Below are 25046 nucleotides of genomic sequence, written 5' to 3' on the forward strand. Positions count from 1 at the left end.
AGCGGCAGTCTATGGTATGCCTGCCGCTGGATGTTTCCGCCAGTACCACCGTTCAGATAAGTTGGGCACTATTAAAGTAGTGTGTCAGCACCTTGATCAAATAGGCCGCATCCTGGCTACCCGCCAGCTCCCTGATTGAATGCATGGCAAAGGTCGGCACACCGATATCCACGGTCCTGACACCTAGACGGCTGGCAGTGATCGGCCCGATGGTGCTGCCACAGCCCATATCACTGCGTACCACAAAACTTTGAACCGGCACCTCGGCCTGATCACACAGGTGACGAAAGAAGGCGGCCGTTTCGCTGTTGGTGGCGTAACGCTGGTTACTGTTGATCTTGATTACCGGGCCGGCATTCAACTTGGGTCCATGATTGCCGTCGTGGCGATCGGCGAAGTTAGGATGTACCGCATGGGCGTTGTCGGCAGAGACCATCACTGAATGTTGTAACGCGCGAATGCGCTCAGCGTTATCGGGTAGCAGGCGCGACAACACGTCTTCCAGGAAGGGACCATCTGCGCCGCACGCGGAGCTGGAGCCAATTTCCTCGTGATCGGTGCAGACCAGCACACACGGCTGGGCGCCGTCGCTCTCCAGCAGAGCGGTCAGCCCGGCGTGGCACGAGAGCAGGTTGTCTAGCCGTGCTGAGCTGAAAAAGTCGCCCTTCAGACCCAGGGTGGCGGGAGCTTGGGTATCGTAGAAACTCAGCTCGTAGTCCAGCACTTGCTCAGCCTGGCAATCCGGGTGTTCGTCCAGCAACTGTTGCTTGAGCAGGTCACGCAATTGTCGTTTCGGCTCGTGGCAATGCGCGAGCAGTGGCGGTAGATCAGTCTGCGCGTTAATCGCCACGCCGTCATTGGCCCCGCGATTAAGGTGAATAGCCAGGCTGGGTATGGTTGCGATAGGACGTTTGAAGTCAATCAACCGGCTGCCCAGGTGCCCATCGCCAGTACGAAAGGTCAACCGGCCAGCGAGAGACAGGTCGCGATCAAACCAGGGTGCAAGCAATGCGCCGCCGTACACTTCCACGCCCAATTGCCAGAGTCCCTGTTGCTCCAGCTCGGGTTGCGGTTTTACCTTCAGGCAGGGGCTGTCGGTATGCGCGCCGACCAGGCGTAATCCGGTGTGCAATTGATCCGGTCGACCGAGGCTGAAGGCGATCAGGGATGAGCCGTTGCGGGTGACCAGGTAGCGCCCACCTTCTTTCAATGCCCAGTCTGTTCGTTCATCCAGATGTTCATAACCGGCAGCAACCAGCCGCTGCGCCAGTTGCTCGGTAGCATGAAAAGGCGTGGGTGATGCCTGGATAAAATCAGCCAATGACTGGTTGATCGCGGAGTGGGTCATGAAATGGTCCTCGTGTACGTCACGGCTCAAAAGGGAGCGGGGCTTTCAAACAGCATGGGCTTGCCATCCACCGGGTGGCGTATACCCAGGCTCGCGGCATGCAGGGCAAGTCTTGGGCAGGCCGCCAGCGCCTGCTCGTGGGCGTAAAGTTGATCGCCGAGCAAGGGGTGGCCGATAGATAACATATGCACGCGAAGTTGATGCGAGCGCCCGGTAATGGGGGTCAGCTCGACCCGGCAGTAGTCGGTATGTCGCTCAAGTACGCGCCAGAATGTCTGTGCGTGCTTGCCGGCGTCATGGTCGACAATATGTCTTGGCTTGTTCGGTGGGTCATAACGCAGCGGCAAATCGATATGCCCGGAATCTGCTTGGGGTTGCCCCCAGCACAGCGCAATATAGGTTTTTTGTGTCTCGCGATCATGGAACTGGCGGGATAACTCACGATGGCTATCGGCGTTTCTGCCGAGGACCAGCAGGCCGGAGGTTTCCCAGTCCAGCCGATGCACGATTCGAGCTTCGGGGTAACCGTTGTCCTGCAGGCGGGTAATCAGGCAGTCCTTGTTGTCCTCGGCACGTCCAGGCACCGATAACAGCATGGACGGCTTACAGACGATCATAAAGGCCGGATCCTCATGCAAGATGCGGATGTCAGTCAGGGGCATGAGCTCACCAGCGGGTTGCACTGGCACCCTGCAGCAGGGTGCCGATTCGTTGCTCAGGGTCCGCTCAGGGACGTTCTGGCAATGTGATGTTGAGTTCCAGAATGGAGCAATCATCCTGGTTTTCCAGGGCGACGTGCACTTGATCGCGGTCGATCTTCACGTACTTGCTGATCACATCAATGATTTCCTGCTGCAACTGCGGCAGGTAATCAGGCTGTGAGCGCTGGCCCCGCTCGTGCGCAACAATGATCTGCAGGCGTTCCTTGGCCATAGATGCCGTTGAAGGTGCTTTCTTGCGATCACGGAAATAGTCGAAAAGACTCATTAGCGACCTCCGAACAGGCGCTGCAGAAGGCCTTTCTTTTGTGCCTCAAGGAAGCGGTGCGGCTTTTCTTCGCCGAGCAGACGATCAACGGCATCGCCGTAGGCCTGACCTGCGTCGCTGGCTTCATCCATGATCACAGGTACGCCCTGGTTGGAGGCCTTGAGCACCGCCTGGGATTCCGGAATAACGCCGAGTAGAGGGATCGACAGAATATCTTCGACGTCGCTGACTGAGAGCATTTCGCCGTTTTCAACCCGCTCGGGGTTGTAGCGCGTGAGCAGCAGGTGCTCCTTGATCTTCTCGCCTTTTTCGGCCATGCGAGATTTGCTTGCCAATAGCCCAAGCATACGGTCGGAGTCACGCACCGAAGATACTTCAGGGTTGGTCACAACCACCGCTTCATCGGCAAAATACATTGCCAGGTGGGCGCCTTTCTCGATACCGGCCGGCGAATCACAGACGATATAGTCGAACGTTTCTTTCAGCTCGTTGAGTACGCGTTCGACGCCATCTTCGGTCAGGGCATCTTTGTCGCGGGTTTGCGAGGCGGGCAGGATAAACAGCTTCTCGCAGCGCTTGTCCTTGATCAGAGTCTGATTCAGGTTCGAATCACCGTTGATCAGATTAACGAAATCATAAACCACGCGGCGCTCGCAGCCCATGATCAGGTCCAGATTACGTAGGCCAACATCAAAGTCTACGATGACGGTTTTGAATCCACGCAGAGCGAGTCCGGTGCCGATGGCAGCGCTGGTAGTGGTTTTGCCCACGCCGCCTTTGCCTGAGGTGACGACAATAACTTTAGCCAAAATGACCTTCCTGTCCGGTATTTGAATGGGTGTTGGAAGCACTGTTGCTGTCCATATGACAAGAGTCATGACAACGGTGCGGCAAAGAGGTTTCGCAATTGCCTGGAAGTTGGCTCAGGCTACGGCTGGCGGGCACCCCGTAATGGTTGCACAGTATCTGTCATAGGGCGGCTATCTTCAAGCTGTCGCCGTCCAGACTGACATGCACAGCTTCTTTCCACAGGCTCTTGCGGAGATCTTCAGCGACCTTGTAATGCCCGGCGATGGAGACCAATTCGGCTTCCAGCGACTGACAGAAAACCCGTGCTTCAGTATTTCCGCGCACCCCGGCCAGCGCGCGGCCGCGCAACGGCCCATATACGTGGATATTGCCATCAGCCAGGAGTTCGGAGCCGGCGCTGACCGGGGCCAGTACCACCAGATCGCCGCCTGGCGCATAGACCTGCTGCCCGGAGCGGATCGGCTGGGTGATGATCTTGTTCGGCACGCCGCCACTGGGCAATGCTTCTGCCACCGGTTCAGGCGCGTGCGGCTGGGCTTCGGCAACCACCTCGGCGGGCTTGTCGCGGCCACGACCGGGCGGCATCAGTACCAGTCCGCTCTGCTGTGCCAGCGGTCGGAAATTTTCTGAACCACGCAATGCTACGGGTAACAGGCCGTGGTTCTTGCACACCTGCAGCAGCCCTGCCAGGGTGCTCAGGTTCATGTGCGCGTCAAGCTTTTCCAGGCTGATCACCACCGGAGTGTCGCTGAAAAAATTTGGCGCTTGCTGTTTCTTTTCCGCCAACTGTTTGGCGAAGCGCCCGGTGTCCAGGCGAACCACTTCAATCACGGTGACAGTCAGCATGCCGCCCTTGAGATTGAATACGGGTTCTTGTTCGAGCAGGTCGAGGTTTGTATCAACAGTCATGTCAGATCCACAGAGCGCAGTTTGTGGGCACACTTATATAGATTGGCCGCGCTGATCGCAAGCGGTGCGCTGCTTGGGTAGAATGCCCTTTTTATCAATGACGGTTCTCTTATGAGCGGTACGTTATGAGTAGTTCGGTATTCAGTCGTAGCCTTTTGCACCCGAGGTACTGGTTGTTGTGGCTGGGATTGGGCCTGTTATGGCTGGTGGTTCGTTTGCCCTACCGGGTTTTGCTCGGGTTGGGACGGCTGCTCGGCTGGGGTATGTACTGGGGTATGCCGGAGCGCAGGCGTATTGCCCAGGTTAACCTGGCACTCTGCTTCCCGGATTGGACGGAGGCGCGCCGCGCTGAGGTGCTCAAGGCCAACTTCGCCTCTAATGGCATGGCCCTGTTCGAAATGGCCATGGCCTGGTGGTGGCCGAAGGAACGCCTGGCCAGGTTGGCGCAGATCGAGGGGTTGGAGCATCTGCAGCAAGCACGGGCTGCGGGGCAGGGCGCGGTGCTGATGTCACTGCATTTCACCACCCTCGAGCTGGGTGCGGCGCTGTTGGGCCAGCAGGCGACAATCGACGGGATGTATCGCGAACATCGCAATCCAGCTTTTGATTACGTGCAACGCCACGGTCGGGAAAGACATAACGCGGATGCTGTTGCCATCGAGCGCGAAGACGTACGGGCGATGTTCAAATCCCTGCGCGCTGGGAGGGCGATCTGGTACGCGCCTGATCAGGATTACGGTCGCAAGGCCAGCGTGTTCGTCCCCTTGTTTGGCGTGCAGGCCGCCACAGTAACGGCCACCAGTACCTTTGCCCGCCTGGGCAAGGCCAAAGTGATTCCCTTTACCCAGACACGTCTACCAGGCGGGGAAGGCTACAAGCTGATAGTCCACCCGCCGCTGGAAAACTTCCCCAGTCAGGATGAGATCGCGGACGCGCTACGGATCAATCAGTGGGTAGAACAGGCGATTCTGGCTCAACCAGAACAATATATGTGGGTACACAGGCGCTTCAAGACCCGGCCTGAGGGGGAAGAGCGACCCTATGACAAGAAGCGTAAACGTCGTCGGGCTCGCGGATGAATGATTCGCCCCAAGCCCACATGCCCTGCGGGCCAGGCACCACCGGGCTGATTCTTTCCGGTGGTGGCGCCAGAGCGGCTTATCAGGTCGGTGTACTGCAGGCGATCAATGAGTTGTTACCAGACAACAAATTCAATCCTTTTCCGGTCATCTGCGGGACCTCGGCGGGGGCCATCAATGCGTTGGCGTTGGCGACTAACGCCACCGATTTCAGCTATGCGGTTCAACGGATGCATGAGGTATGGTCAAATTTCCGCTGCCATCAGGTTTATCGCACTGACTGGCCGGGTGTGCTGGCCCAGGCGCTGCGCTGGACCGGCTCCAACCTGATGGGCGTAGGGCGCAAACATCCCAGCTCGCTGCTGGATAATCGCCCCCTTCGGCATCTGCTGGCCAACAGTCTGCACTTTGGCAAGATCGAAGAATCTCTGCTCAGCGGACACTTGCGCGCCGTATCCGTCAGCGCCTTTGGCTACCAGTCAGCGGAATCCGTGTGTTTCTATCAGGGCCATGAGCGGATCATGCCGTGGAACCGGCACCGCCGGGTCGGGGTACAAACACCTTTGAAGCTCGATCATCTGATGGCCTCGGCCGCCATCCCTCTGCTGTTTGCACCGGTGCAGTTGAATCGCGAGTGGTTTGGGGATGGTGCCGTGCGTCAGCGTGCACCGATCAGCCCAGCGCTGCATCTGGGCGCCAACCGCGTGTTGGTAGTGGGGGTTTCCGACAACCTGGCCAATGATCCAGCCGCAGGCCGGCGCGGCCCACGACTGCGCAGCGCTTTGCCGCCGACGCTGGCGCAGATTGGCGGCCATCTGCTCAACAGTACCTTCGTCGATAACCTGGAAACGGACGTGGAATTGCTCGAGCGGCTGAACCGCCTGGCCGGCTTGTTGCCGCGCGGCGCGCAGGAGCATGGCAAGGGGCTGCAACAGGTAGAGGTGCTGATTATTTCGCCAAGCGAGCCGCTGGATATTATTGCTGCTCGCCACCGGCGTGCCCTGCCTGCGCCGTTGCGCGCATTCCTGCGTGGCAGCGGCGCGACGCGCGCATCCGGTGGCAGCGTGGTCAGCTATCTCTTGTTTGAAGCGGAGTATTGTCGTGAGCTGATCGCGCTGGGCCACCGTGATGCGATGGCCAAGCGCGAAGAGTTACAACGTTTTCTCGGGCTGCTCTGCCCGATTGATTAACCCACCACCAGCATACGGATGGCGTCCAGGCGAACCTTGGCGTGGCCAATGTGTGCCAAGCCCTCGGTCTTGTGCCGTTCCAGCGTATCGATTTCCTCTGTACGCACCAGCGGGTTAACTGCGCGCAGCGCATTAAGCCGCTCGATTTCCTCATCCAGATCAGTGGCAAAGCGCCGGCTGGCCTGCTCCATCAGCTGACGATGCTGCGCTTCGGCAACCACTTCGGCCTGGTTGAGCATGCCCTGGACCACATCGCGCTGGCTTTTGGCGATCTTGCTCGCCAGATGCTTGGGCACGCTGTCCAACTGGCCGTCCAATGTCTCGAAGCTGACCTTTGCCGCCAGATCATTGCCGTTGATATCCAGCAGGCAGCGCACTGGCGTAGGCGGTAGGTAACGTTGTAGTTGCAGCGCTCGCGGCGCTATGGCTTCGCTGACGAACAGGCACTCAAGCAAAAGAGTGCCAGGTTTCAGGCCCTTGTTCTTGAGTACAGCCACCGCGCTATTGCCCATGCTGCCGGACAGCACCAGATCCATCCCGCCCTGCAGCATTGGATGTTCCCAAGTGATGAACTGCATATCTTCGCGCGACAGGGCGGTCTCGCGATCATAGGTAATGGTCACGCCTTCGTCGTCGCCGAGTGGAAAGCCTGCGTCGAGCATGCGTTCGCCGGGGCGCAGCACCAATGCATTGTCGGAATGGTCCTCGCTATCGACGCCGAAAACGTCGAACAGCCGCTCCATATAGATAGCCAACTGTGGGTCGTTATCCTGGCGCTCGATCCGCGCCATCATCTGCTGCGCATCACCGTGACCGCGGGAGTGGATTTCCAGCAAACGGTCACGGCCGTTGTGCATCTCCTGCTCCAGTGCCAGTCGGCTGGCCCGGGCCTGTTCTAGCAGTTGCTGCCATTCACTGCTTTGGGGGTGATCCAGCTGTTGCAGCAGTTCAGTGCCGTATTGATGTTGTATCGCGTTGCCGGTCGGGCAGGTCGCCTCGAAGGCATTCAGTGCCTGGTGATACCAGTTGAACAGATACTGCTGAGCGGTATCTTCTATATAGGGCACATGAATCTGAATGCGCTGCTGTTGGCCAATCCGGTCCAGTCGGCCAATGCGCTGCTCCAGCAGATCCGGATGGGTGGGAAGATCGAACATCACCAGATGGTGGGCAAACTGGAAGTTGCGACCTTCGCTGCCGATCTCGGAGCAGATCATTACCTGGGCGCCGAACTCTTCTTCGGCGAAGAAGGCCGCTGCGCGATCACGTTCAATGATGCTCATGCCCTGATGGAATACAGTAGCCGGAATGCCACTGAGAACCCGTAACGCGCCTTCCAGATCCATTGCCGTTTCGGCATGCGCGCAAATCACCAGTACCTTGCTGCGCTTGAGCATTTTCAGCGTATCGATCAACCAGTCAACCCGCGGATCTTCCAGCCACCAGGGGGATTCGGCGCTTTCCAGTTGGTCCTGAAAGGCTACCTCGGGATAAAGCGCGCTGCGGCCTTCCAGGTCCTGATAGACCTCGGGGCAGGGCAGTGGGTGTTGGTGCAGGTCGCGCTCGGGAAAGCCGGCAATCGCCGCGCGGGTGTTGCGATACAGCACCCGGCCGGTACCGTGGCGGTCCAGCAGCTGGCGCACCAGGCTGTCACGCGCTTCGGTTGCGTCATCGCCGGATTGCCCAAGCTGATCGAGCAGATGGTCGGCGCTGCCGCCCAGCCACTGGCTTATGGTCTTGCGCTCGCTGGCTTCAAGTGGTGCGTCCTCAAGCAGCGACTGCACGGCCTCAGCGACTGGGCGGTAGCTCGCGGTTTCATCACGAAAGGCCTGCAAGTCATGGAAACGATCGGGATCGAGCAGCCGCAGGCGGGCGAAATGACTGGCCTGGCCGAGCTGCTCCGGCGTAGCCGTGAGCAGCAGGACGCTGGGGATGCGTTGCGCCAGCTCTTCTATCAGACTGTACTCGGCGCTGGGGTTGTCATCGTGCCAGACCAGATGATGGGCTTCGTCCACCACCAGCATGTCCCAATCGCTGGCTTCCAGGCATTGGCGGGCAAAGGGGTTGTCGAGCAGAAACTCCAGTGAGACCAGCGCCAGTTGCTCTTCTTCAAACGGGTTGTCTTCTGCACCTTGGCAACGGTCAAGATTGAACAAGGCAAAGCGCAGATTGAAGCGCCGGCGCATCTCGACCAGCCATTGATGCTGGAGGTTCTCCGGCACGACAATCAATACGCGGCGCACGCGACCCATTTGCAGTTGCCGGTGAATAATCAGGCCCGCTTCGATGGTCTTGCCCAGGCCCACTTCATCGGCCAGCAGAACCCGTGGGGCGATGCGGTCGGCGACGTCCTTGGCGATATGCAACTGATGCTCGATGGGTTGGGTGCGCACGCCGGCAAGACCGAGTAGCGGTGATTGCTGAATGCGGCAGTAATGCCGCAGGCTTTCATAGCGCAAGCTGAACCAGGGCAGGGGATCAATCTGGCTGGCGAACAAACGGTCGCTGGCCAGACGGAACTGAATAAAATTGTCCAGCATGGTTTCCTGGAATTCCGCAGCGCTGCCATCGTCGCGCAGGCCGCTATAGACCAGCAAACCGTCCTCTTCGCGGACATCCGACACGGTCAGCAGCCAGCCCTCATGGTGGCTGATACTGTCGCCCGGGCTGAAACGCACGCGGGTGAGTGGCGCATTACGCAGTGCGTAGTGGCGGGTTTCACCGCTGGCCGGGAAGAGCATCACCAGCAGGCGGTCGTCCTGTGACAGTAGCGTCCCCAGTCCGAGTTCCGATTCGCTGTCACTGACCCAGCGTTGCCCCGGGGTATAAACCGTCATGCCACTCTCCTGCCCATTCGAAAAAGGCGTTTATATTAACCGATCCACCTCTGTGCAGAAACCGCCGCGGACAAGCGCATTGGCGGAGCTAGTGTTCCAGCTTGAGTGAAAAGTATGACTTTCGTCACATTCAAGTGGATAAAGAATGAACAGTTGTGGTCGATACATAAGATGCCGACCCATAAAGGGTTGCCCAAGAGGCCCAGACCAGCGATCTATTCGGTATGGCGCACCTTCACCACAGGTCTGCTGCAGGAGTCAGGCCAAGCGAGGCGGTCATGCTCATTCCCGGGCTTCCAGTAGTGGGAGCACAACAGGACGTTATAACGCCGAAACGGACGGTCCAGCCGACTGCGGAAAGTGAAAAGGTGCACGAAGCCTTGGCGGAGGTAGGTGATCGGCGCCAACGCAATCAAAGCCACTATCCCGAGCGCCGGCAAAACCGGGCGAGACGACGCGCGGTGGCTAAAGAGCCAAGCCGGCCAAATCTCGAAGATCTGCCCAGCAAGGGCTTGCTGGTTGACATAAAAGTCTGAGGCGGTGCTAAGCTGGCAGCTCCTTGACACCGCCAATGGGTACGCTTTATGGCAGACGATACCGATACCCCCATTATCGATTTTCAGCAACGTCGCCGCGAACGATTGCATGTGGTGCACGACGCGCGTCTCGAAGAGATGCGCTCGGCGTTCGAGAAAGCCTTTCCGATCCCCGGCAAGCCGCAGGCGAAAACCAGCAAAGCTGCTAAGAAAAAGAAAAAGCCGCGCAAGTCCTGACATGTATCTGCTCATCTACTAACTCGGCATAGATTGATCCGTATCAATAACCGCTATTCGATGCGCGGATATTCTTCAGTCATGGATGCCTGAGGAGTAGAGAACATGTTTATCGATGAAGTGGTAATCGCCGGTGTGGTCACTGTCGGCATGATGGTCGCGTTTCTGGGTGGCGTGGTCTGGTTTATCTGGCGCGACAGTCACAAAAAGCGCAAAACCCCCAATACTCCAGACTGATAGCTCTGATTGATTCGCTGCGTGGTGGACGCTGCCACGTGGTGAAAAGCAGTGCATAGCTCGCAAGGCCTTTGCGGACGCATGGTGCATGTTGTCCGCTTTTTTTTGTGTGTTGAGCTGCATGCCGCTACCATCGTTGGTTCCATCTGCCTTTCAGCGTGACGCTCCGTTGTGAACCCCAACGCCCCTTCCCGTTGCGAACGTTGCCTGCGTCCCGCCGCGCATTGCCTGTGCGCACTGATACCCCATATCTCAACGCGTACTCAGTTGCTGGTCATCCAGCACCCGAGCGAACGTAGTCACGCGCTGAATACGGCACGTTTGCTGGTAGAGGGTGTGGTCAACGCGCACTTGCTAATAACCGAAGTTATCACTGCGGACTCTCCCTGGCATGACCTGCTGGCGGATCCGCAATGGCAAACCGAGCTTCTATTTCCAGGCGCCGACATCCCCCTGGTGACCGCCACTTTAGATAGCGGGCGACCCAGGCGCCTGGTCCTGCTGGACGGTACATGGCGCAAGGCGCGCAAGTTGCTCTACCTGAACCCGGTGCTGCAAGGCTTGCCCAGGGTGGCGTTGCCGGACGGGCTCCGTAGCCGTTATCGCCTGCGCAAAGCGCCGCAGCCGGGGGCGCTCTCTACGCTGGAGGCCGGAGTCGAAGCGCTGCAGCGTATAGAGCCTGAAACTGACTTCTCTTCCCTGCTCAAGCCATTTGAGGCGCTCATCGATGGGCAGATTCAGGCCATGGGCCAGGCTCGTTACCAGGCAAATTACCTGCGCCCTGGTCAGAAGCCGGCATAACAAAGCGCAAAGAACGCCAGCCTATTCGCCGGATTTATTATGGTCATTTTCTCCCATCCCCACGCCGGCTAATGGGTAGACTGGCTCTGTCAGCAGTTCTGAGACAAAAATAATAAATGGTTCGCAGGTGGACGCCTGCGATCAGCAGAGGACGTGATCATGCAGGCAAATATGCATTCTGGTGGGCAGCGGGTCGTCATTACTGGCGCCGGCAGCGGTTTGGGTAGGGAGTTGGCCCTGTGTTATGCGCGAAATGGCGCACGGCTGGCATTGGCTGACCTTCAAACCGAAGGCTTGAAAGAGACGCTGGCGTTGGTTGAGCAGGCTGGTGGCAATGGTTTCTGCCAGCGTTGTGATGTGCGCGATTTCAGTCAACTGGCCGCGTTGGCGCAGACGTGCGAAGAGCGCATGGATGGCATTGACGTGCTGATCAATAACGCCGGCGTGTCCTCGGGCGGGTTCTTCTGGGATCTATCACTGGAGGACTGGGAGTGGCAGATCAGCGTTAACCTGATGGGCGTGGTCAAGGGTTGCAAGGCCTTTATGCCGATTCTCATGCGTCAGCGCAGCGGCAGAATCATCAATATCGCCTCGATGGCGGCACTGATGCAGTCGCCTGGCATGAGTAATTACAACGTCGCCAAGGCTGGCGTGGTGGCCCTGTCCGAAAGCCTGCTGGCGGAACTGCAGCCGCTGGGTATCAAAGTAAATGTTGTCTGCCCATCCTTTTTCCAGACCAATTTATTGGACTCCTTCCGCGGCCCGGACCAGGCGGCCAAGCAGCAGGTAGCCAAGTTGCTGGAAAGCTCGCCGATCAGTGCAGCGGACGTCGCCGGTATCATCTATCAGCAAAGTGCTGCTGATCAGTTCATGATACTGCCGCATGAGAGTGGCCGGATGGCCTGGGCGGCCAAGCAGGCTGATCCACAGGTTATCTATGACGAGATGACACGGTTGGCTGCCAAACGCATTGAGCAAGCCAAAATCTGAGATAAACGCCGGTATGGGGTATTATCATTCCGAGCAATAATACTTAACCGCAGGCCCTGCTGGTCTTAAGCTCTGCGGTCTTTGCGCGGCCTGCTAACTCGGCGGGCCGTATTCTTCACCCAATTCCGAGGTATCACGATGCGCGAAGTAGTTATTGTAGACAGCGTCCGCACGGGTCTGGCCAAGTCCTTCCGTGGCAAATTCAACACCACCCGTCCTGATGACATGGCTGCGCATTGCGTTAACGCTCTGCTCGAGCGCACGGGTATCGACCCCATGCTGGTGGATGACTGCATCGTCGGTGCTGGCTCGAACGAAGGCGCTCAGGGTTACAATATCGGCCGCAACGTTGCCGTGTTGTCCGGCCTGGGTATTCATGCTGCAGGGATGACGCTGAACCGCTTTTGCTCCTCAGGTCTGCAATCGATTGCCATTGCTGCCAACCAGATCGCCTCCGGTTGCTCTGATGCGATTGTCGCCGGCGGCGTCGAGTCGATCACCATGACCGCCAAGAGCAGAAACACCGATAACCTCTACAACCCGATTCTGCAAGAGCAACTGCCCGGCATTTATTACCCCATGGGTCAAACCGCCGAAGTGGTAGCCCGCCGTTACAACGTCACCCGTGAAATGCAGGATGCCTATTCGCTGCAGAGCCAGCAGCGCACGGCGCGCGCGCAGGCAGAAGGCCTGTTCAGTGATGAAATCGTACCCATGAAGGTCAAGTATCAGGTACAGGACAAGCAGACCGGCGAGATCAGCATGGTCGATGGCGTTGTGGATGTGGACGAGTGCAACCGCCCAGACACCACGCTGGAAGGTCTTTCCAGCCTCAAGCCAGTATTCGCTGACGACGGTTCCGTTACCGCCGGCAATGCCTCGCAGCTGTCTGACGGCGCTTCCATGACCCTGGTCATGAGCCTGGAAAAAGCCCTGGAGCTGGGCCTGAAGCCCAAGGCGTACTTCCGCGGCTTTACGGTTGCCGGCTGCCAGCCTGATGAGATGGGCATCGGCCCTGTTTACTCGGTGCCCAAGCTGCTTGAAGCGCGCGGTTTGAGCGTGGCGGATATCGACCTGTGGGAACTGAATGAAGCCTTTGCTTCCCAGTGCCTGTATGCCCGCGATTATCTGGGTATCGACAATGACAAGTACAACGTCAACGGCGGCTCAATCTCAATTGGTCACCCATTTGGCATGACTGGCTCGCGACAGGTCGGTCATCTGGTGCGTGAGCTGCAGCGTCGCAACCTGCGCTACGGCATCGTTACCATGTGCGTAGGCGGCGGCATGGGCGCAACCGGTCTGTTTGAAGCCTACCGGTAACACCGCTCAGCGCTGCTGAGTGGCGCTAGGGAAAAACGCATTGCTTCGGCAGTGCGTTTTTTTTGCCTGCGATCCGGTCGCGCGGGTACTAATGCTTTTGTAGCAGACACCGATGCCAGCCCCCATCGCTTGTGGCACAATGCGTTTTTGCAAAATCGGGACTGAAGCAAAGCATGTTCGGTTGGCATGGCGAGTGTGGGTCAGTGCATGGCGGGTGAGCTACGGCGAGTGGCCTTTCTGCTGTGGCCGGGTACTCACCCGGGTGCGGTCATGCCTGCGCTGTCGGTCCTGCGCTCAGCCAACCGAATGGCAGAGACCGAACTCTACCAGGCTGACTGCTTCACCCTGAACGAGCAGCCATTGCTCAGCCCTGAGGGCTGGCAACTGCCGGCCAGGGTGCTGCCGCAGCAGCTTCGCGGTTACGCGCGCCTGTGGTTGGTGGCTGATCCGGCTAACCTGCCGGACATTCTCAGTACCGGACTCACCCAGCAATGTCGGAATCTGGCGCGCGAAGGCGTGGTGCTCGGAGGTCTGGAGGGCGGCATTTTTCCGTTAGCGATGACCGGCTTGATGGACGATCATCGCTGCGCGGTGCATTGGCGATTGATTGATGAATTTCGCGAGCGCTTCCCCAGCGTGATCGCCGGCAACGAGCTGTTCGAGAATGATCGCGGCAGGCTGACCAGCAGTGGCGGTCAGGCGACGCTGGATCTGTTTCTCAGCATTCTGGCCGAAGAACAGGATCAGGACCTGGCGGCGTTGGTCGCTGAGGACCTGATTGTCGAGCGGCTTCGCGATGGCAGCGAAAAGCAGCGCGTACCCCTGCGCAATCGTCTGGGCAGCACGCATCCCAAGCTGACTCAGGCGGTGATCCTCATGGAGTCGAATATCGAGGAACCGCTGACCACGGACGAGATCGCGCGCCATGTCTGCGTCTCGCGCCGACAGTTGGAACGTATTTTCAAGCAGTATCTCAATAGCGTACCGTCACAGTACTATCTGGAATTACGGTTGAATCGCGCGCGGCAGATGCTGCTGCAGACCAGTAAGTCGATTATCCAGATCGGCTTGTCGTGTGGGTTTTCCTCGGGACCGCACTTTTCCAGTGCATACCGCAATTGCTTCGGTATCACGCCCCGGGAAGATCGTAATCAGCGCCGGGCACAGCAGGCGGTAGATACCAGCGCAAAAGTTGAAAATTGAACAAGCCAGGCAGTATTGATCCAGAATCACCGTATTGGTAACCGAATTAACACGAGCAGCCTCACGGGGCCGCTACAGGAGAGCAGGTAATGTCAGAGTCGATGCAGGTAGGCCGGGCGGATTTCGACCGGGTCATGGTGCCCAATTATGCTCCGGTGGACATGATCCCGGTACGCGGTCAGGGTTCCCGCCTGTGGGATCAACAAGGCCGTGAGTATATTGATCTGGCCGGAGGCATCGCTGTCAACGCGCTGGGTCATGCCCACCCTGGGTTGATTGAGGCCTTGACCGAGCAGGCCGGCAAGCTTTGGCACGTATCCAATATCATGACCAATGAGCCGGCACTGCGTCTGGCCAGCAAGCTGATTGACGCGACCTTCGCCAACAAGGTGTTCTTTGCCAACTCAGGCGCTGAAGCCAATGAAGCGGCCTTCAAGCTAGCGCGGCGCTGGGCTCATGAAGTCGCGGGGCCGGACAAGAACGAGATCATCGCCTGCACCAACAGCTTTCACGGACGCACACTATTTACCGTCAGCGTCGGTGGTCAACCGAAATATTCCCAGGGCTTTGGTCCGGCGCTGGAAGGCATCAGTCATGTGCCGTACAACGATCTGGCCGCGCTCGAAGCGCAGATGTCGGCGCGAACCTGTGCCGTGGTGGTTGAGCCGATCCAGGGCGAAGGCGGGGTGATTCCAGCGGCGATGGGGTATCTACAGGCCGTGCGTGAGTTGTGCGACAAATACGATGCGCTGCTGATTTTTGATGAAGTGCAGAGCGGTATGGGCCGAACCGGCAAGCTCTACGCTTACATGCATAGCGGCGTGCAGCCGGACATCCTGACCAGCGCCAAGAGCCTGGGTGGCGGCTTCCCGATAGCCGCCATGTTGACCACCAACAAGGTCGCCAGCCATTTTGGTGTGGGAACGCATGGCAGTACCTATGGCGGAAACCCGCTGGGGTGCGCAGTCGCCGAACGGGTACTGGATATCGTCAATACGCCGGAAGTGCTTGAAGGTGTTGAGCATCGCCATCAGTTGTTGGTCGAGGGTCTGTTGGCGATTGCCGAAGTCTATCCGGTATTCTCCCGCGTACGGGGCAGCGGGTTGTTGCTCGGTGCGGTACTCTCTGAAGCCTGGAAAGGCCAGGCCCGGCAGATTCAGGAAGCCGCGCAGCAGGAAGGCCTGCTGGTATTGCAGGCCGGACCTGATGTGATACGTCTGGCGCCCAGCCTGATCATCCCCGAGGCCGATATTCAGGAGGCCCTTGAACGTTTGAGTAAAGCCCTGGCCAGGTTGGTCGGTTAGTATTTTGGAGAGCACCTAGATGCTGGTTCAGCGCCTGAGCAGGATGACGGATCTGCCTGAAATCGAACGCCTGGCTGCGGCTAGCCCGGTCGGCGTGACGGCGTTGCCGGCGGATGTTGAGCGCCTGGCGAATATCATCGAGGTGTCGGAAGCCTCCATGGCGGAAGACGTCAGCTTCAGCGGGGAAGAACGTTACTTTTTCGTCATGGAAGATACGCAAACCGGCCGGCTGGTGGGCTGCAGCAGCATCATCGCTTCCGCCGGCTTTACCGAGCCCTTCTATACCTTTCGCAATGAAATGTTCGTACATGCCTCACGTGAACTGGGTCTGCACAACCGCATCCATGTGCTCTCACTCTGCCATGACCTGACCGGGCACAGCTTGCTGGCCGGCTTTTATATGCAGCCGGCTTTCCAGCAAGCGTCCTGGGTTGAGCTCAATGCGCGCGGTCGGCTGCTGTTTATGGCCAATCACCCGCAGCGCTTCGCCGAGTCCACCTCGGTGGAGATTGTCGGCGTCAGTGATGAGCAGGGTAATGCGCCTTTCTGGGACGCGCTGGGTCGGCACTTTTTTGCCGTCAGTTATAGCGAAGCTGAACAGATCGGCAGCAGCCGTGGCCGCAGCTTCCTTGCCGAGTTGATGCCCGGCTATCCCATTTACGTGCCGATGCTGTCCGATGCCGCGCAGGAAGTTATTGGCCAGGTGCACCCATCCGCCCAAGCGATGTTTGACGTGCTGATGCGTGAAGGTTTCGAAACGGATAATTATGTCGACATATTCGACGGTGGGCCGGTAGTGCATGCCCGCACCGCTGAGTTGCACAGTGCGCGCGATAGCCAGCTGGTGGAAGTTGAAGTGGGCCATCCGGGTGCGGTGACCGGCAACTGGCTGGTGGCTAACCAGCGTATTGGCGATTTTCGCGCGGCCTGCCTGGATCTGGCCTGGACACAGAACGAGACACTGGTGCTATCTCGGCATGATGCGGATTTATTGCAGGTCGCCACTGGCGACCGCCTGCGACTGGTAAGGGGAGCCTAGCATGCTGGTGCGCAGCGCACGACAGACCGATCTTGCAGTGCTGATGCAGATGGCCGCCAACGCTGGTTCCGGTTTGACCTCCTTGCCAGCCAGCGAAGAGCGCTTGGCGCGGCGCCTGCAGACCGTGGAGCGCAGCTTCCTCGGCCAGGTTGAGCAAGCCGATGCCGACTATCTGTTTGTACTGGAGGATCAGCACGGCCAAGTGATCGGTACTAGCGGCATGCTCGCCGCGGCGGGCATGCGCGAACCCTGGTACAGCTATCGCATGGGCCTGACGGTGACCGCCAGCCGTGAACTGGGCGTTTATCAGCAGCATCCGACACTGTTTCTGGTCAACGACCTGACCGCAGCGACCGCGCTGTGCTCATTGTATTTGCCGGCCGAACATCGCCAAAGTGACAAGGGCAGGCTTATCTCCAAGGCACGCTTTCTGTTCATGGCCGAATACGCTGCGCATTTTTCCGAGCAGGTGATTGTAGAAATGCGCGGTCTGTCCGATGCCGTCGGCCGCTCGGCATTCTGGGATAGCCTGGGCCAGCATTTCTTCAAGATGGATTTTGCCCAGGCGGACTATCTGACGGGTATTGGCAACAAAGCTTTTATCGCCGAGATGATGCCGCGCTTCCCGCTCTACGCCTGCTTCCTCAGTCAGGCCGCACGCGATGCCATTGGCCAGGTGCATCCGGATTCCGAGCCGGGTCTGGCCATGGTCAAGGAAGAGGGAATGACCTATCAGGGTTATATCGATATTTTTGATGGTGGGGCTACCCTTGAGGCGCCGCTGGCGCAAATCCGTGCCGTACGCGAGAGTCAGTTGCTGCTGCTGTCCATCGGCACGCCAGGGGATGAGGCCGAGTCCTACCTGGTGCACAATCGCAGCCGCCCTGACTGCCGCATCATCAGTACGCCCGCACGGGTCGCGGCCGGTACGCTGGTGGTCGCACCCGAGGCCGCAGAGCGTCTGCGATTGCGTGCCGGCACCCTAGTGCGCGCGGTATCGCTGATTGGGCGTGACTCTGCACACCTGCCAGATCCGTACGGCGCCTGACATAACGGGTTACAGGCGTACGCTGGGCGGGTCAGGCCATTGCCTTATACTCGGGTGATCATCAGCGCTCACGGAGCTCTACTCATGTCTCACGTCACCCTGCGCTGGGCCTTGCCACTATGCATGTTGGTCAGCCCGCTGGCGTTCGCCGATTGCGCGGATATTCTCCGCCACGAGCTGCAGGCGCTGCGCTCCAAAGACAGCATCAACCTGTGTGAGCGGTACGCTGGAAAACCCCTTGTCATCGTCAACACCGCGAGTTTTTGTGGTTATACACCGCAGTTCAAAGGGCTAGAGGCGGTGTTCCAGCGCTATCGCGAGCGGGGGCTTGAGGTGATTGGCGTACCTTCCAATGACTTTCGTCAGGAAGCGCAGGACAAGGCCGCTATCGCCGATGTCTGTTACGTGAATTATGGCGTGACCTTTGCGATGACGGAGCCGCAGCGGATCACCGGTAGCGCGGCGCATCCCTTCTATCGCGATTTAACCGAACAGGCAGGGCAGGCGCCCGCCTGGAATTTTCACAAGTATGTTCTGGATCGTGACGGCAAGGTTGTCGGCAGCTTCCCCAGCAAGGTCTCGCCGGAAGACCCCGAGTTCATCAAGGCCATCGAGTTGGCGCTCTGACTATGGCGGCAATAGAGAGATTAAGCCTAGCGCATGATGCATGTGCGGCGCTGATGCCTATATAATGCGTCCCTAATTCCGCCTGCGCTGTCTAGCGCAGGCACACCCGATTCTGGTAAGGGACCTATGAAAAGCGCAGAGATCCGTGAAGCCTTCCTCCACTTTTTCGAACAGAAAGGGCACACCCGTGTTGCCTCGAGTTCGTTGATTCCGGAGAACGATCCGACCCTGCTGTTTACCAACGCAGGCATGAACCAGTTCAAGGACTGCTTTCTGGGCCTGGAAAAGCGCGCCTATACCCGCGCTACCAGCAGCCAGAAATGCGTGCGCGCCGGTGGCAAGCACAATGACCTGGAGAACGTCGGTTATACCGCGCGGCACCATACCTTCTTCGAAATGCTGGGCAACTTCAGCTTCGGTGACTATTTCAAGCGCGACGCGATTCTGTATGCCTGGGAGTTTTTGACCTCAGAGCAGTGGTTGAACCTGCCCAAGGACAAGCTCTGGGTGACGGTTTACGCGACCGATGACGAGGCCTACGACATCTGGACCAAGGAAGTCGGTGTGCCTGAAGCGCACATGGTGCGCATTGGTGACAACAAAGGCGCGCCATACGCCTCCGACAATTTCTGGGCGATGGGTGATACCGGGCCCTGCGGGCCTTGCACCGAGATTTTCTACGATCATGGCGCCGACATCTGGGGTGGCCCGCCTGGCAGTCCGGAAGAGGATGGCGACCGCTATATCGAGATCTGGAATAACGTCTTCATGCAGTTCAACCGCACTGCCGATGGTGTCATGCACCCGTTGCCCGCGCCGAGCGTGGATACCGGCATGGGCCTGGAGCGCATCAGTGCGGTGATGCAGCATGTGCACGCCAACTATGAGATCGATCTGTTCCAGAGCCTGCTGTCGGCCTCTGCCAAAGCCATCGGCTGCGAGCAGGACGACGCCGCCTCACTGAAAGTGGTGGCTGACCATATTCGCTCCTGTAGCTTTCTGATTGCCGACGGTGTACTGCCGTCCAACGAAGGCCGTGGCTACGTACTGCGGCGGATCATCCGTCGCGCTTGCCGTCACGGCAACAAGCTCGGCGCGCAGGGGGTGTTCTTTCACAAGATCGTTGCCGCGCTGGTCGCCGAGATGGGTGAGGCTTTCCCTGAACTTAAAACTCAGCAGGCGCATATCGAGCGCGTGCTCAAGGGTGAAGAAGAGCAGTTCGCCAAGACCCTGGAGCAGGGTCTGAAGATTCTTGAGCAGGACCTGGCCGGGCTGCAGGGTAGCGAAATCCCCGGCGAAGTGGTGTTCAAGCTCTATGACACCTATGGCTTCCCGATGGATCTGACGGCGGATATCGCCCGGGAACGCGAGTTGAGTATCGATGAGGCCGGGTTTGAAAAGGCAATGGAAGCTCAGCGTGAACGTGCGCGTTCGGCCAGCCAGTTCGGTATGGACTACAACGGCCTGCTCAAGCTCGACGTAAAGACCCGCTTCCAGGGTTACGAAGGCACATCTGGCTCAGGCACCATTATCGCGCTGCTGCGCGACGGGCAGGAGGTCGATCAACTGAACGATGGCGAAACGGGCGTTGTGGTGCTGGATCAGACGCCGTTCTACGCCGAGTCCGGTGGGCAGATTGGCGACAACGGTTATCTGGAAGGTGCTGGCGTGCGCTTTGATGTGCGCGATACCACCAAAGCCGGCGCCGCGCACTTGCATCACGGTGTGGTAGCCCAGGGCAGCCTGAGCAAAGGCTCCAGTATCAAGGCGGTAGTCGATGCAGATGTGCGTCAGGCGACCAAGCTCAATCACTCCGCGACGCATCTGTTGCACGCGGCGCTGCGCCAGGTACTTGGCGAGCACGTCAGTCAGAAAGGCTCGCTGGTAGATAGTCAGCGTTTGCGCTTCGATTTCAGCCATTTTGAACCGATCAAGCCTGAGCAGTTGCGTGAGCTGGAGGAGTTGGTCAACGAACAGATTCGTCTGAACACCCCTGCAGCCGTCGAAGTAACAGATATAGAGACGGCCAAACGCAAGGGCGCCATGGCGCTGTTTGGCGAAAAATACGGTGATGAAGTGCGCGTATTGACCATGGGCGACGGCTTCTCAGTGGAGTTGTGCGGCGGTACCCACGTCTCCCGCACCGGCGATATCGGTTTGTTCAAGATTACCAGTGAGGGTGGCATTGCCTCCGGTGTGCGTCGTATTGAAGCGGTGACGGGGCAGGGTGCGATCGAGTTTATGCTGGCAGCGGAAGATCAGTTGCGGCAGGCTGCGCAGTTGGTCAAAGGCAATCGTGAAACGCTGCTCGACAAACTGACGGCGGTACTGGAACGCAACCGCCAGTTGGAAAAGGATCTGGAGCAGGCCAAGGCCAAGGCCGCCAGCGCTGCTGGCACCGACCTGGCCTCGGAAGTTCAGCAGGCAGGGGATATCCCAGTGCTGATCAAGCGCCTGGATGGTCAGGACGGTAAAGCCTTGCTGGCGCTGATGGATCAGCTGAAAAACAAACTGGGTTCGGCCGTGGTGCTGTTGGGTGGTGAGCTGGATGGCAAGGTCGTGCTGGTCGCCGGAGTGACCAAAGACCTGACCAGCCGGGTCAAGGCCGGTGATCTGATCCGCAATACTGCTGCTGCGGTGGGCGGCAAGGGCGGTGGTCGTCCCGATATGGCTCAGGGCGGCGGTACTGATCCGGCGGCGCTGGATGCGGCGTTTGCCGATGCGGTGCGTTGGTTGCAACAGCAATAATACGGGCAGGCATCCCTAAGGATGACTGAAGGAACAGTCGGTTAAGCCGATTTCTCAATGGGGGTTAGTGCAACAAGATGGCACTTATTGTCCAGAAGTTTGGTGGTACCTCGGTCGGCAGTGTGGAACGTATCTGCCAGGTCGCGGAGAAGATCAAGGGCTTCCGAGCTCGTGGCACTGATCTGGTGGTGGTGGTCTCAGCCATGAGCGGCGAAACCAATCGCCTGATCGAGCTGGCCAAGCAGGTGCAGGGCGAGCCTGACGCGCGTGAGATGGATGTGATTCTGTCCACTGGCGAGCAGGTGACCATAGGCCTGCTGGCGATGGCGCTCAAGGCCATTGATGTGCCGGCGGTGTCCTACACCGGCTCCCAGGTCAGGATTGTCACCGACAGTGCGCACAACAAGGCGCGGATTCAGCATATTGACGATGCCAACATCCGTGCCGAGCTGACCGCTGGCAAGGTGGTGATCGTCGCTGGTTTCCAGGGGGTGGATGAGCAGGGCAATATCACCACGCTTGGGCGTGGCGGCTCCGACACTACAGGCGTGGCCCTGGCGGCTGCGCTGAAGGCCGACGAATGCCAGATCTATACTGACGTGGACGGTGTTTATACCACCGACCCGCGCGTGGTCGAGAGCGCTCGCCGGCTGGACAAGATTACCTTCGAGGAAATGCTCGAAATGGCCAGTCTTGGCAGCAAAGTGCTGCAGATCCGAGCAGTTGAATTCGCTGGCAAATACAGTGTGCCGCTGCGCGTTCTGCATAGTTTCAAGGAGGGTCCCGGGACCCTGATTACTCTTGAGGAAGGTGCTTCAATGGAACAACCTGTTATCTCCGGCATTGCCTTCAACCGTGATGAAGCCAAACTGACCATCCGCGGTGTGCCGGACACCCCCGGCGTGGCTTTCAAGATTCTCGGCCCGATCAGCGCCGGCAATATTGAAGTGGACATGATCGTGCAGAACGTCTCGCGCGATAACACCACCGACTTCACCTTTACCGTGCACCGCAATGACTTTCGCAGGGCCGAGGAAATCCTCCGCCAGGTAGCGGAAAGCATCGGCGCGCGTGAAGTCGCCGGTGACAGCAAGATCGCCAAGGTCTCGATTGTCGGCGTGGGTATGCGTTCACATGCCGGTGTGGCGAGCAAAATGTTCGAGGCGTTGTCCAATGATGGCATCAATATTCAGATGATCTCCACTTCCGAGATCAAGATTTCTGTGGTGATTGATGAGAAGTATCTCGAGCTGGCCGTGCGCGGCCTGCATACGGCGTTCGGTCTGGACGCGGATACTGCAACGGAAGATCACTTGTAAGGGTTTAGGGCTGGGCAGATGCTTTGCGCAGCTTTAGGGCACGGTTTCTGGCTGTCGTGCCCTTTTGTCGGAACCATACTGAGCTATGTATATAGCATGCAACAGTTTGCAGCGAACGAGTTGTTAGCTCCTGTTGTCCATGTCATAGCGCAGCGAGGTGCTGACAGACAACGTGCCGGTTTTTTTGCAGACTGCTGTGTCCTGATCATGAGCAAGGAGAAATGGAATGCTAATTTTGACTCGACGGGTCGGTGAGACCTTGATGGTGGGTGACGAAGTCACTGTAACGGTACTGGGTGTTAAGGGGAATCAGGTACGAATTGGGGTCAATGCTCCCAAGGAAGTGGCTGTTCACCGCGAAGAAATTTACCAGCGCATCCAGAAGGAAAAGGATGAAGAACCAAATAGTTAATTTCATTAAGTTTTTCATTGCATTGAGCAATGGGCGCAGGTAATATTCTGCGCGTGTTACGGAGAGGTGGCCGAGTGGCTGAAGGCGCTCCCCTGCTAAGGGAGTATATCTCAAAAGGGTATCGCGGGTTCGAATCCCGCCCTCTCCGCCACTTTTGTGCTATAGGGTTTTTTGAAGGTTTGGTTGAGCGTTAGTTTCTGAATCAAAAGGAAAAAAGCGTTTGACAGCGAAGTTTCAATCCCTATAATACGCCCCACGATGCACTCGTAGCTCAGCTGGATAGAGTACTCGGCTACGAACCGAGCGGTCGGAGGTTCGAATCCTCCCGAGTGCACCATTTAAGAAACCCATTGATTATTCAGTGGGTTTTTTTTTGCCCGCTATTTAGTTGGCGTCGCCTGGCGATGCTCGCAGGCAAAACTGCTAGGCTTAGTCGAAAGCGCCGTCCTTTCGTGTATCGACAGGGGTCGGTAGTTCCGGATTGGGGTCTGCTGATCCTGGTTCAACCCTGTCAGGTAGAGTCAGCATGTCATCACCCAATAGAAAATCCCCCGAGAGCCTTCAGGATCGCCTTGATCAGGTAATGCATCTGCTGCATATGCCGGGTCAGTCGCCTGCGGAGGAGGATGAGCTCTCGCCGGCTGAGGAGCTGGCAAGGGAGCAGCGTAATCAAGAGCTGCAGCGCAAGCTGGAGGAGCTGCATCCGGCGGACGTGGCCTTTATCCTGGAGTCGCTACCGTTAGAGGAGCGTCTGGCAGTTTGGCAGCGGGTCAAGTCCGCTCAGGATGGTGAGATTCTGCTGGAAGTGTCTGACGCAGTGCGTGAGACCTTGATTGCAGACATGGATAGTCAGGAAATCATTGCAGCAGCCAACAACCTGGATGCGGATGAGCTGGCCGATCTGGCCCCGGATCTGCCGCGCGATGTAGTGCGTGAGTTGATGGATACCCTCGATGCGCAACAACGCGAACGCTTGAAGTCGGCATTGTCGTACGACGACGATCAGGTTGGGGCGCTGATGGACTTCGATATGGTGACCATTCGGGATGATGTCACCCTGGAGGTCGTCAGCCGCTACCTGCGCCGCTTTGAGATGTTGCCTGATCATACTGACAAGCTGTTCGTTGTGGACTATGACGGCTTTCTCAAGGGCGTGCTGCCGGTGAAGAAGCTGTTGGTCAGTGCGCCAGATGAGCTGGTGGCGGATGTGATGTCGGAAGATCCGGTGATTTTTGCTCCGGAGGATGACGCGGGCGAGGCAGTCCAGGCGTTCGAACGCTACGATCTGGTATCGGCGCCGGTGGTCGATGTGCGCGGGCAATTGAAGGGCCGCCTGACCATCGACGAAATGCTCGATTATATTCGTGAAGAGAACGAAGCGGACGTGCTTAGTGCAGCGGGTCTGCGCGAGGAAGAGGATATCTTCGCCTCGGTATGGAAATCAGTGCGCAACCGTTGGGCCTGGCTGGCTGTCAACTTGTGTACAGCGTTGATTGCCTCGCGGGTCATCGGGTTATTCGAGTACTCCATCGAACAACTGGTAGCGCTCGCAGCCTTGATGCCCATTGTGGCGGGTATTGGCGGCAACTCGGGCAATCAGACCATTACCATGATCGTTCGCGGCGTCGCTACCGGCCAGGTCCAGGTCGCGCATGCCCGGCGTTTGATTCGCAAGGAGGCGAGTGTGGCATTGATCAATGGCAGTTTCTGGGGCGTGGTGCTGGCCGGAATAGCCTATCTGCTTTACGCCAATGTTCCATTATCCATTGTGCTGATGACTGCGATGGTCCTCAACATGCTCCTCGCAGCGTTCATGGGGGTTGTCATTCCGTTGGTCCGGATGCGTCTAGGACGGGATCCTGCGCTGGGTTCCAGCGTGCTGATAACGGCCATTACCGACAGCGGCGGGTTCTTTATCTTCCTGGGTTTGGCGACCTTGTTCCTGTTGTAAAAGAATGTCGCCTGGTTTGCCAAAAATGTCACATCAGGATACATTAGCCCGGTTTTGCGACCCTTTGGGATGAATTCTGTACAGGATTTACGTAACTTGATGTGTTCCTGC

General features: G+C 58.2%; 22 protein-coding genes and 2 tRNA genes. 18 read left to right on the forward strand and 6 right to left on the reverse strand.

Going from position 1 to position 25046, the window contains the following annotated elements; translation table 11 throughout:
* Positions 1–52: 52 nt before the first annotated feature.
* The 5 genes from DT594_RS00950 to minC all read right to left on the reverse strand — a co-directional run bounded on the left by DT594_RS00950 (position 53) and on the right by minC (position 4054).
* Positions 53–1348, reverse strand: a complete 1296-nt coding sequence (locus tag DT594_RS00950; protein ID WP_149330966.1) for a M18 family aminopeptidase — start codon at positions 1346–1348, stop codon at positions 53–55.
* 26 nt (positions 1349–1374) lie between these two features.
* Entirely contained in the window at positions 1375–2010 is a 636-nt protein-coding gene (locus DT594_RS00955; protein ID WP_149330967.1) for an RluA family pseudouridine synthase, read from the reverse strand.
* 64 nt (positions 2011–2074) lie between these two features.
* The gene (gene minE / locus DT594_RS00960) at positions 2075–2335 is read right to left on the reverse strand and encodes a cell division topological specificity factor MinE (protein WP_149330968.1); all 261 of its coding nucleotides are present in this window, start codon (positions 2333–2335) and stop codon (positions 2075–2077) included.
* On the reverse strand, positions 2335–3144 hold the full coding sequence (gene minD, locus DT594_RS00965; RefSeq protein WP_149330969.1) for a septum site-determining protein MinD: 810 nt from the start codon (positions 3142–3144) through the stop codon (positions 2335–2337). The genes minE and minD overlap by 1 nt, the downstream gene beginning before the upstream one ends.
* 160 nt (positions 3145–3304) lie before the next feature.
* Positions 3305–4054, reverse strand: coding sequence for a septum site-determining protein MinC (minC, locus tag DT594_RS00970; protein WP_149330970.1), 750 nt, complete (start codon positions 4052–4054; stop codon positions 3305–3307).
* A 125-nt stretch (positions 4055–4179) separates the two neighbouring features.
* Here minC and DT594_RS00975 point away from each other — a divergent pair, with 125 nt between their 5' ends.
* On the forward strand, positions 4180–5133 hold the full coding sequence (locus tag DT594_RS00975) for a lipid A biosynthesis lauroyl acyltransferase (protein ID WP_149330971.1): 954 nt from the start codon (positions 4180–4182) through the stop codon (positions 5131–5133).
* Positions 5134–5153: 20 nt separating this feature from the next.
* Entirely contained in the window at positions 5154–6323 is a 1170-nt protein-coding gene (locus tag DT594_RS00980) for a patatin-like phospholipase family protein (RefSeq protein WP_149331904.1), read from the forward strand.
* On the opposite strand, the gene rapA is transcribed toward DT594_RS00980, so the two are convergent.
* The gene (gene rapA, locus DT594_RS00985; RefSeq protein ID WP_149330972.1) at positions 6320–9160 is read right to left on the reverse strand and encodes an RNA polymerase-associated protein RapA; all 2841 of its coding nucleotides are present in this window, start codon (positions 9158–9160) and stop codon (positions 6320–6322) included. The genes DT594_RS00980 and rapA overlap by 4 nt on opposite strands.
* A 584-nt stretch (positions 9161–9744) precedes the next feature.
* Here rapA and DT594_RS00990 point away from each other — a divergent pair.
* From DT594_RS00990 to mgtE, 16 genes are all read left to right on the forward strand, one after another.
* The gene (locus tag DT594_RS00990; RefSeq protein WP_096346160.1) at positions 9745–9933 is read left to right on the forward strand and encodes a hypothetical protein; all 189 of its coding nucleotides are present in this window, start codon (positions 9745–9747) and stop codon (positions 9931–9933) included.
* A gap of 105 nt (positions 9934–10038) precedes the next feature.
* A complete protein-coding gene (ccoM, locus tag DT594_RS19125; RefSeq protein ID WP_281290867.1) occupies positions 10039–10170 on the forward strand; it encodes a cytochrome c oxidase subunit CcoM in 132 nt (43 codons plus the stop codon).
* A gap of 171 nt (positions 10171–10341) precedes the next feature.
* A complete protein-coding gene (locus tag DT594_RS00995; protein ID WP_246164521.1) occupies positions 10342–10971 on the forward strand; it encodes a tRNA-uridine aminocarboxypropyltransferase in 630 nt (209 codons plus the stop codon).
* 159 nt (positions 10972–11130) lie between these two features.
* Positions 11131–11961 (forward strand): SDR family oxidoreductase, encoded by an 831-nt coding sequence (locus DT594_RS01000; RefSeq protein WP_246164522.1) that lies wholly within the window; start codon positions 11131–11133, stop codon positions 11959–11961.
* A gap of 138 nt (positions 11962–12099) precedes the next feature.
* A complete protein-coding gene (locus DT594_RS01005; RefSeq protein ID WP_149330973.1) occupies positions 12100–13284 on the forward strand; it encodes a thiolase family protein in 1185 nt (394 codons plus the stop codon).
* Positions 13285–13491: 207 nt separating this feature from the next.
* A complete protein-coding gene (locus DT594_RS01010; RefSeq protein WP_149331907.1) occupies positions 13492–14487 on the forward strand; it encodes a GlxA family transcriptional regulator in 996 nt (331 codons plus the stop codon).
* A gap of 89 nt (positions 14488–14576) precedes the next feature.
* The gene (locus tag DT594_RS01015) at positions 14577–15791 is read left to right on the forward strand and encodes an aspartate aminotransferase family protein (RefSeq protein ID WP_149330974.1); all 1215 of its coding nucleotides are present in this window, start codon (positions 14577–14579) and stop codon (positions 15789–15791) included.
* Between the two features lie 19 nt (positions 15792–15810).
* Complete coding sequence (locus DT594_RS01020; RefSeq protein WP_149330975.1) at positions 15811–16830, forward strand: arginine N-succinyltransferase; 1020 nt, start codon at positions 15811–15813, stop codon at positions 16828–16830.
* Between the two features lies 1 nt (position 16831).
* On the forward strand, positions 16832–17878 hold the full coding sequence (gene astA / locus DT594_RS01025; protein WP_149330976.1) for an arginine N-succinyltransferase: 1047 nt from the start codon (positions 16832–16834) through the stop codon (positions 17876–17878).
* Between the two features lie 123 nt (positions 17879–18001).
* On the forward strand, positions 18002–18505 hold the full coding sequence (locus DT594_RS01030) for a glutathione peroxidase (protein WP_178091443.1): 504 nt from the start codon (positions 18002–18004) through the stop codon (positions 18503–18505).
* Between the two features lie 126 nt (positions 18506–18631).
* Entirely contained in the window at positions 18632–21253 is a 2622-nt protein-coding gene (alaS, locus tag DT594_RS01035) for an alanine--tRNA ligase (RefSeq protein WP_149330978.1), read from the forward strand.
* A 77-nt stretch (positions 21254–21330) separates the two neighbouring features.
* Complete coding sequence (locus DT594_RS01040) at positions 21331–22572, forward strand: aspartate kinase (protein ID WP_149330979.1); 1242 nt, start codon at positions 21331–21333, stop codon at positions 22570–22572.
* Positions 22573–22798: 226 nt separating this feature from the next.
* Positions 22799–22984 carry a carbon storage regulator CsrA gene (gene csrA, locus DT594_RS01045; protein ID WP_022963267.1) on the forward strand — a complete coding sequence of 62 codons (186 nt, stop codon included), beginning with the start codon at positions 22799–22801 and terminating at the stop codon, positions 22982–22984.
* Between the two features lie 60 nt (positions 22985–23044).
* Positions 23045–23135: transfer RNA gene (locus DT594_RS01050), tRNA-Ser, on the forward strand.
* A gap of 109 nt (positions 23136–23244) precedes the next feature.
* Positions 23245–23321: transfer RNA gene (locus tag DT594_RS01055), tRNA-Arg, on the forward strand.
* A gap of 189 nt (positions 23322–23510) precedes the next feature.
* On the forward strand, positions 23511–24935 hold the full coding sequence (gene mgtE, locus DT594_RS01060; protein WP_149330980.1) for a magnesium transporter: 1425 nt from the start codon (positions 23511–23513) through the stop codon (positions 24933–24935).
* Positions 24936–25046 lie beyond the last annotated feature (111 nt).

The organism is Halopseudomonas laoshanensis (assembly GCF_008365385.1).
Taxonomy (GTDB): Bacteria; Pseudomonadota; Gammaproteobacteria; order Pseudomonadales; family Pseudomonadaceae; genus Halopseudomonas; species Halopseudomonas laoshanensis.

Coding starts and splice junctions, on each gene's coding strand:
- DT594_RS00950 (WP_149330966.1), bottom strand. CDS start 1,348: ATGACCCACTCCGCGATCAACCAGTCATTGGCTGATTTTATCCAGGCA.
- DT594_RS00955 (WP_149330967.1), bottom strand. CDS start 2,010: ATGCCCCTGACTGACATCCGCATCTTGCATGAGGATCCGGCCTTTATG.
- minE (WP_149330968.1), bottom strand. CDS start 2,335: ATGAGTCTTTTCGACTATTTCCGTGATCGCAAGAAAGCACCTTCAACG.
- minC (WP_149330970.1), bottom strand. CDS start 4,054: ATGACTGTTGATACAAACCTCGACCTGCTCGAACAAGAACCCGTATTC.
- DT594_RS00975 (WP_149330971.1), top strand. CDS start 4,180: ATGAGTAGTTCGGTATTCAGTCGTAGCCTTTTGCACCCGAGGTACTGG.
- DT594_RS00980 (WP_149331904.1), top strand. CDS start 5,154: ATGCCCTGCGGGCCAGGCACCACCGGGCTGATTCTTTCCGGTGGTGGC.
- rapA (WP_149330972.1), bottom strand. CDS start 9,160: ATGACGGTTTATACCCCGGGGCAACGCTGGGTCAGTGACAGCGAATCG.
- DT594_RS00990 (WP_096346160.1), top strand. CDS start 9,745: ATGGCAGACGATACCGATACCCCCATTATCGATTTTCAGCAACGTCGC.
- ccoM (WP_281290867.1), top strand. CDS start 10,039: ATGTTTATCGATGAAGTGGTAATCGCCGGTGTGGTCACTGTCGGCATG.
- DT594_RS01000 (WP_246164522.1), top strand. CDS start 11,131: ATGCAGGCAAATATGCATTCTGGTGGGCAGCGGGTCGTCATTACTGGC.
- DT594_RS01005 (WP_149330973.1), top strand. CDS start 12,100: ATGCGCGAAGTAGTTATTGTAGACAGCGTCCGCACGGGTCTGGCCAAG.
- DT594_RS01010 (WP_149331907.1), top strand. CDS start 13,492: ATGGCGGGTGAGCTACGGCGAGTGGCCTTTCTGCTGTGGCCGGGTACT.
- DT594_RS01015 (WP_149330974.1), top strand. CDS start 14,577: ATGTCAGAGTCGATGCAGGTAGGCCGGGCGGATTTCGACCGGGTCATG.
- DT594_RS01020 (WP_149330975.1), top strand. CDS start 15,811: ATGCTGGTTCAGCGCCTGAGCAGGATGACGGATCTGCCTGAAATCGAA.
- astA (WP_149330976.1), top strand. CDS start 16,832: ATGCTGGTGCGCAGCGCACGACAGACCGATCTTGCAGTGCTGATGCAG.
- DT594_RS01030 (WP_178091443.1), top strand. CDS start 18,002: ATGTTGGTCAGCCCGCTGGCGTTCGCCGATTGCGCGGATATTCTCCGC.
- alaS (WP_149330978.1), top strand. CDS start 18,632: ATGAAAAGCGCAGAGATCCGTGAAGCCTTCCTCCACTTTTTCGAACAG.
- DT594_RS01040 (WP_149330979.1), top strand. CDS start 21,331: ATGGCACTTATTGTCCAGAAGTTTGGTGGTACCTCGGTCGGCAGTGTG.
- csrA (WP_022963267.1), top strand. CDS start 22,799: ATGCTAATTTTGACTCGACGGGTCGGTGAGACCTTGATGGTGGGTGAC.
- mgtE (WP_149330980.1), top strand. CDS start 23,511: ATGTCATCACCCAATAGAAAATCCCCCGAGAGCCTTCAGGATCGCCTT.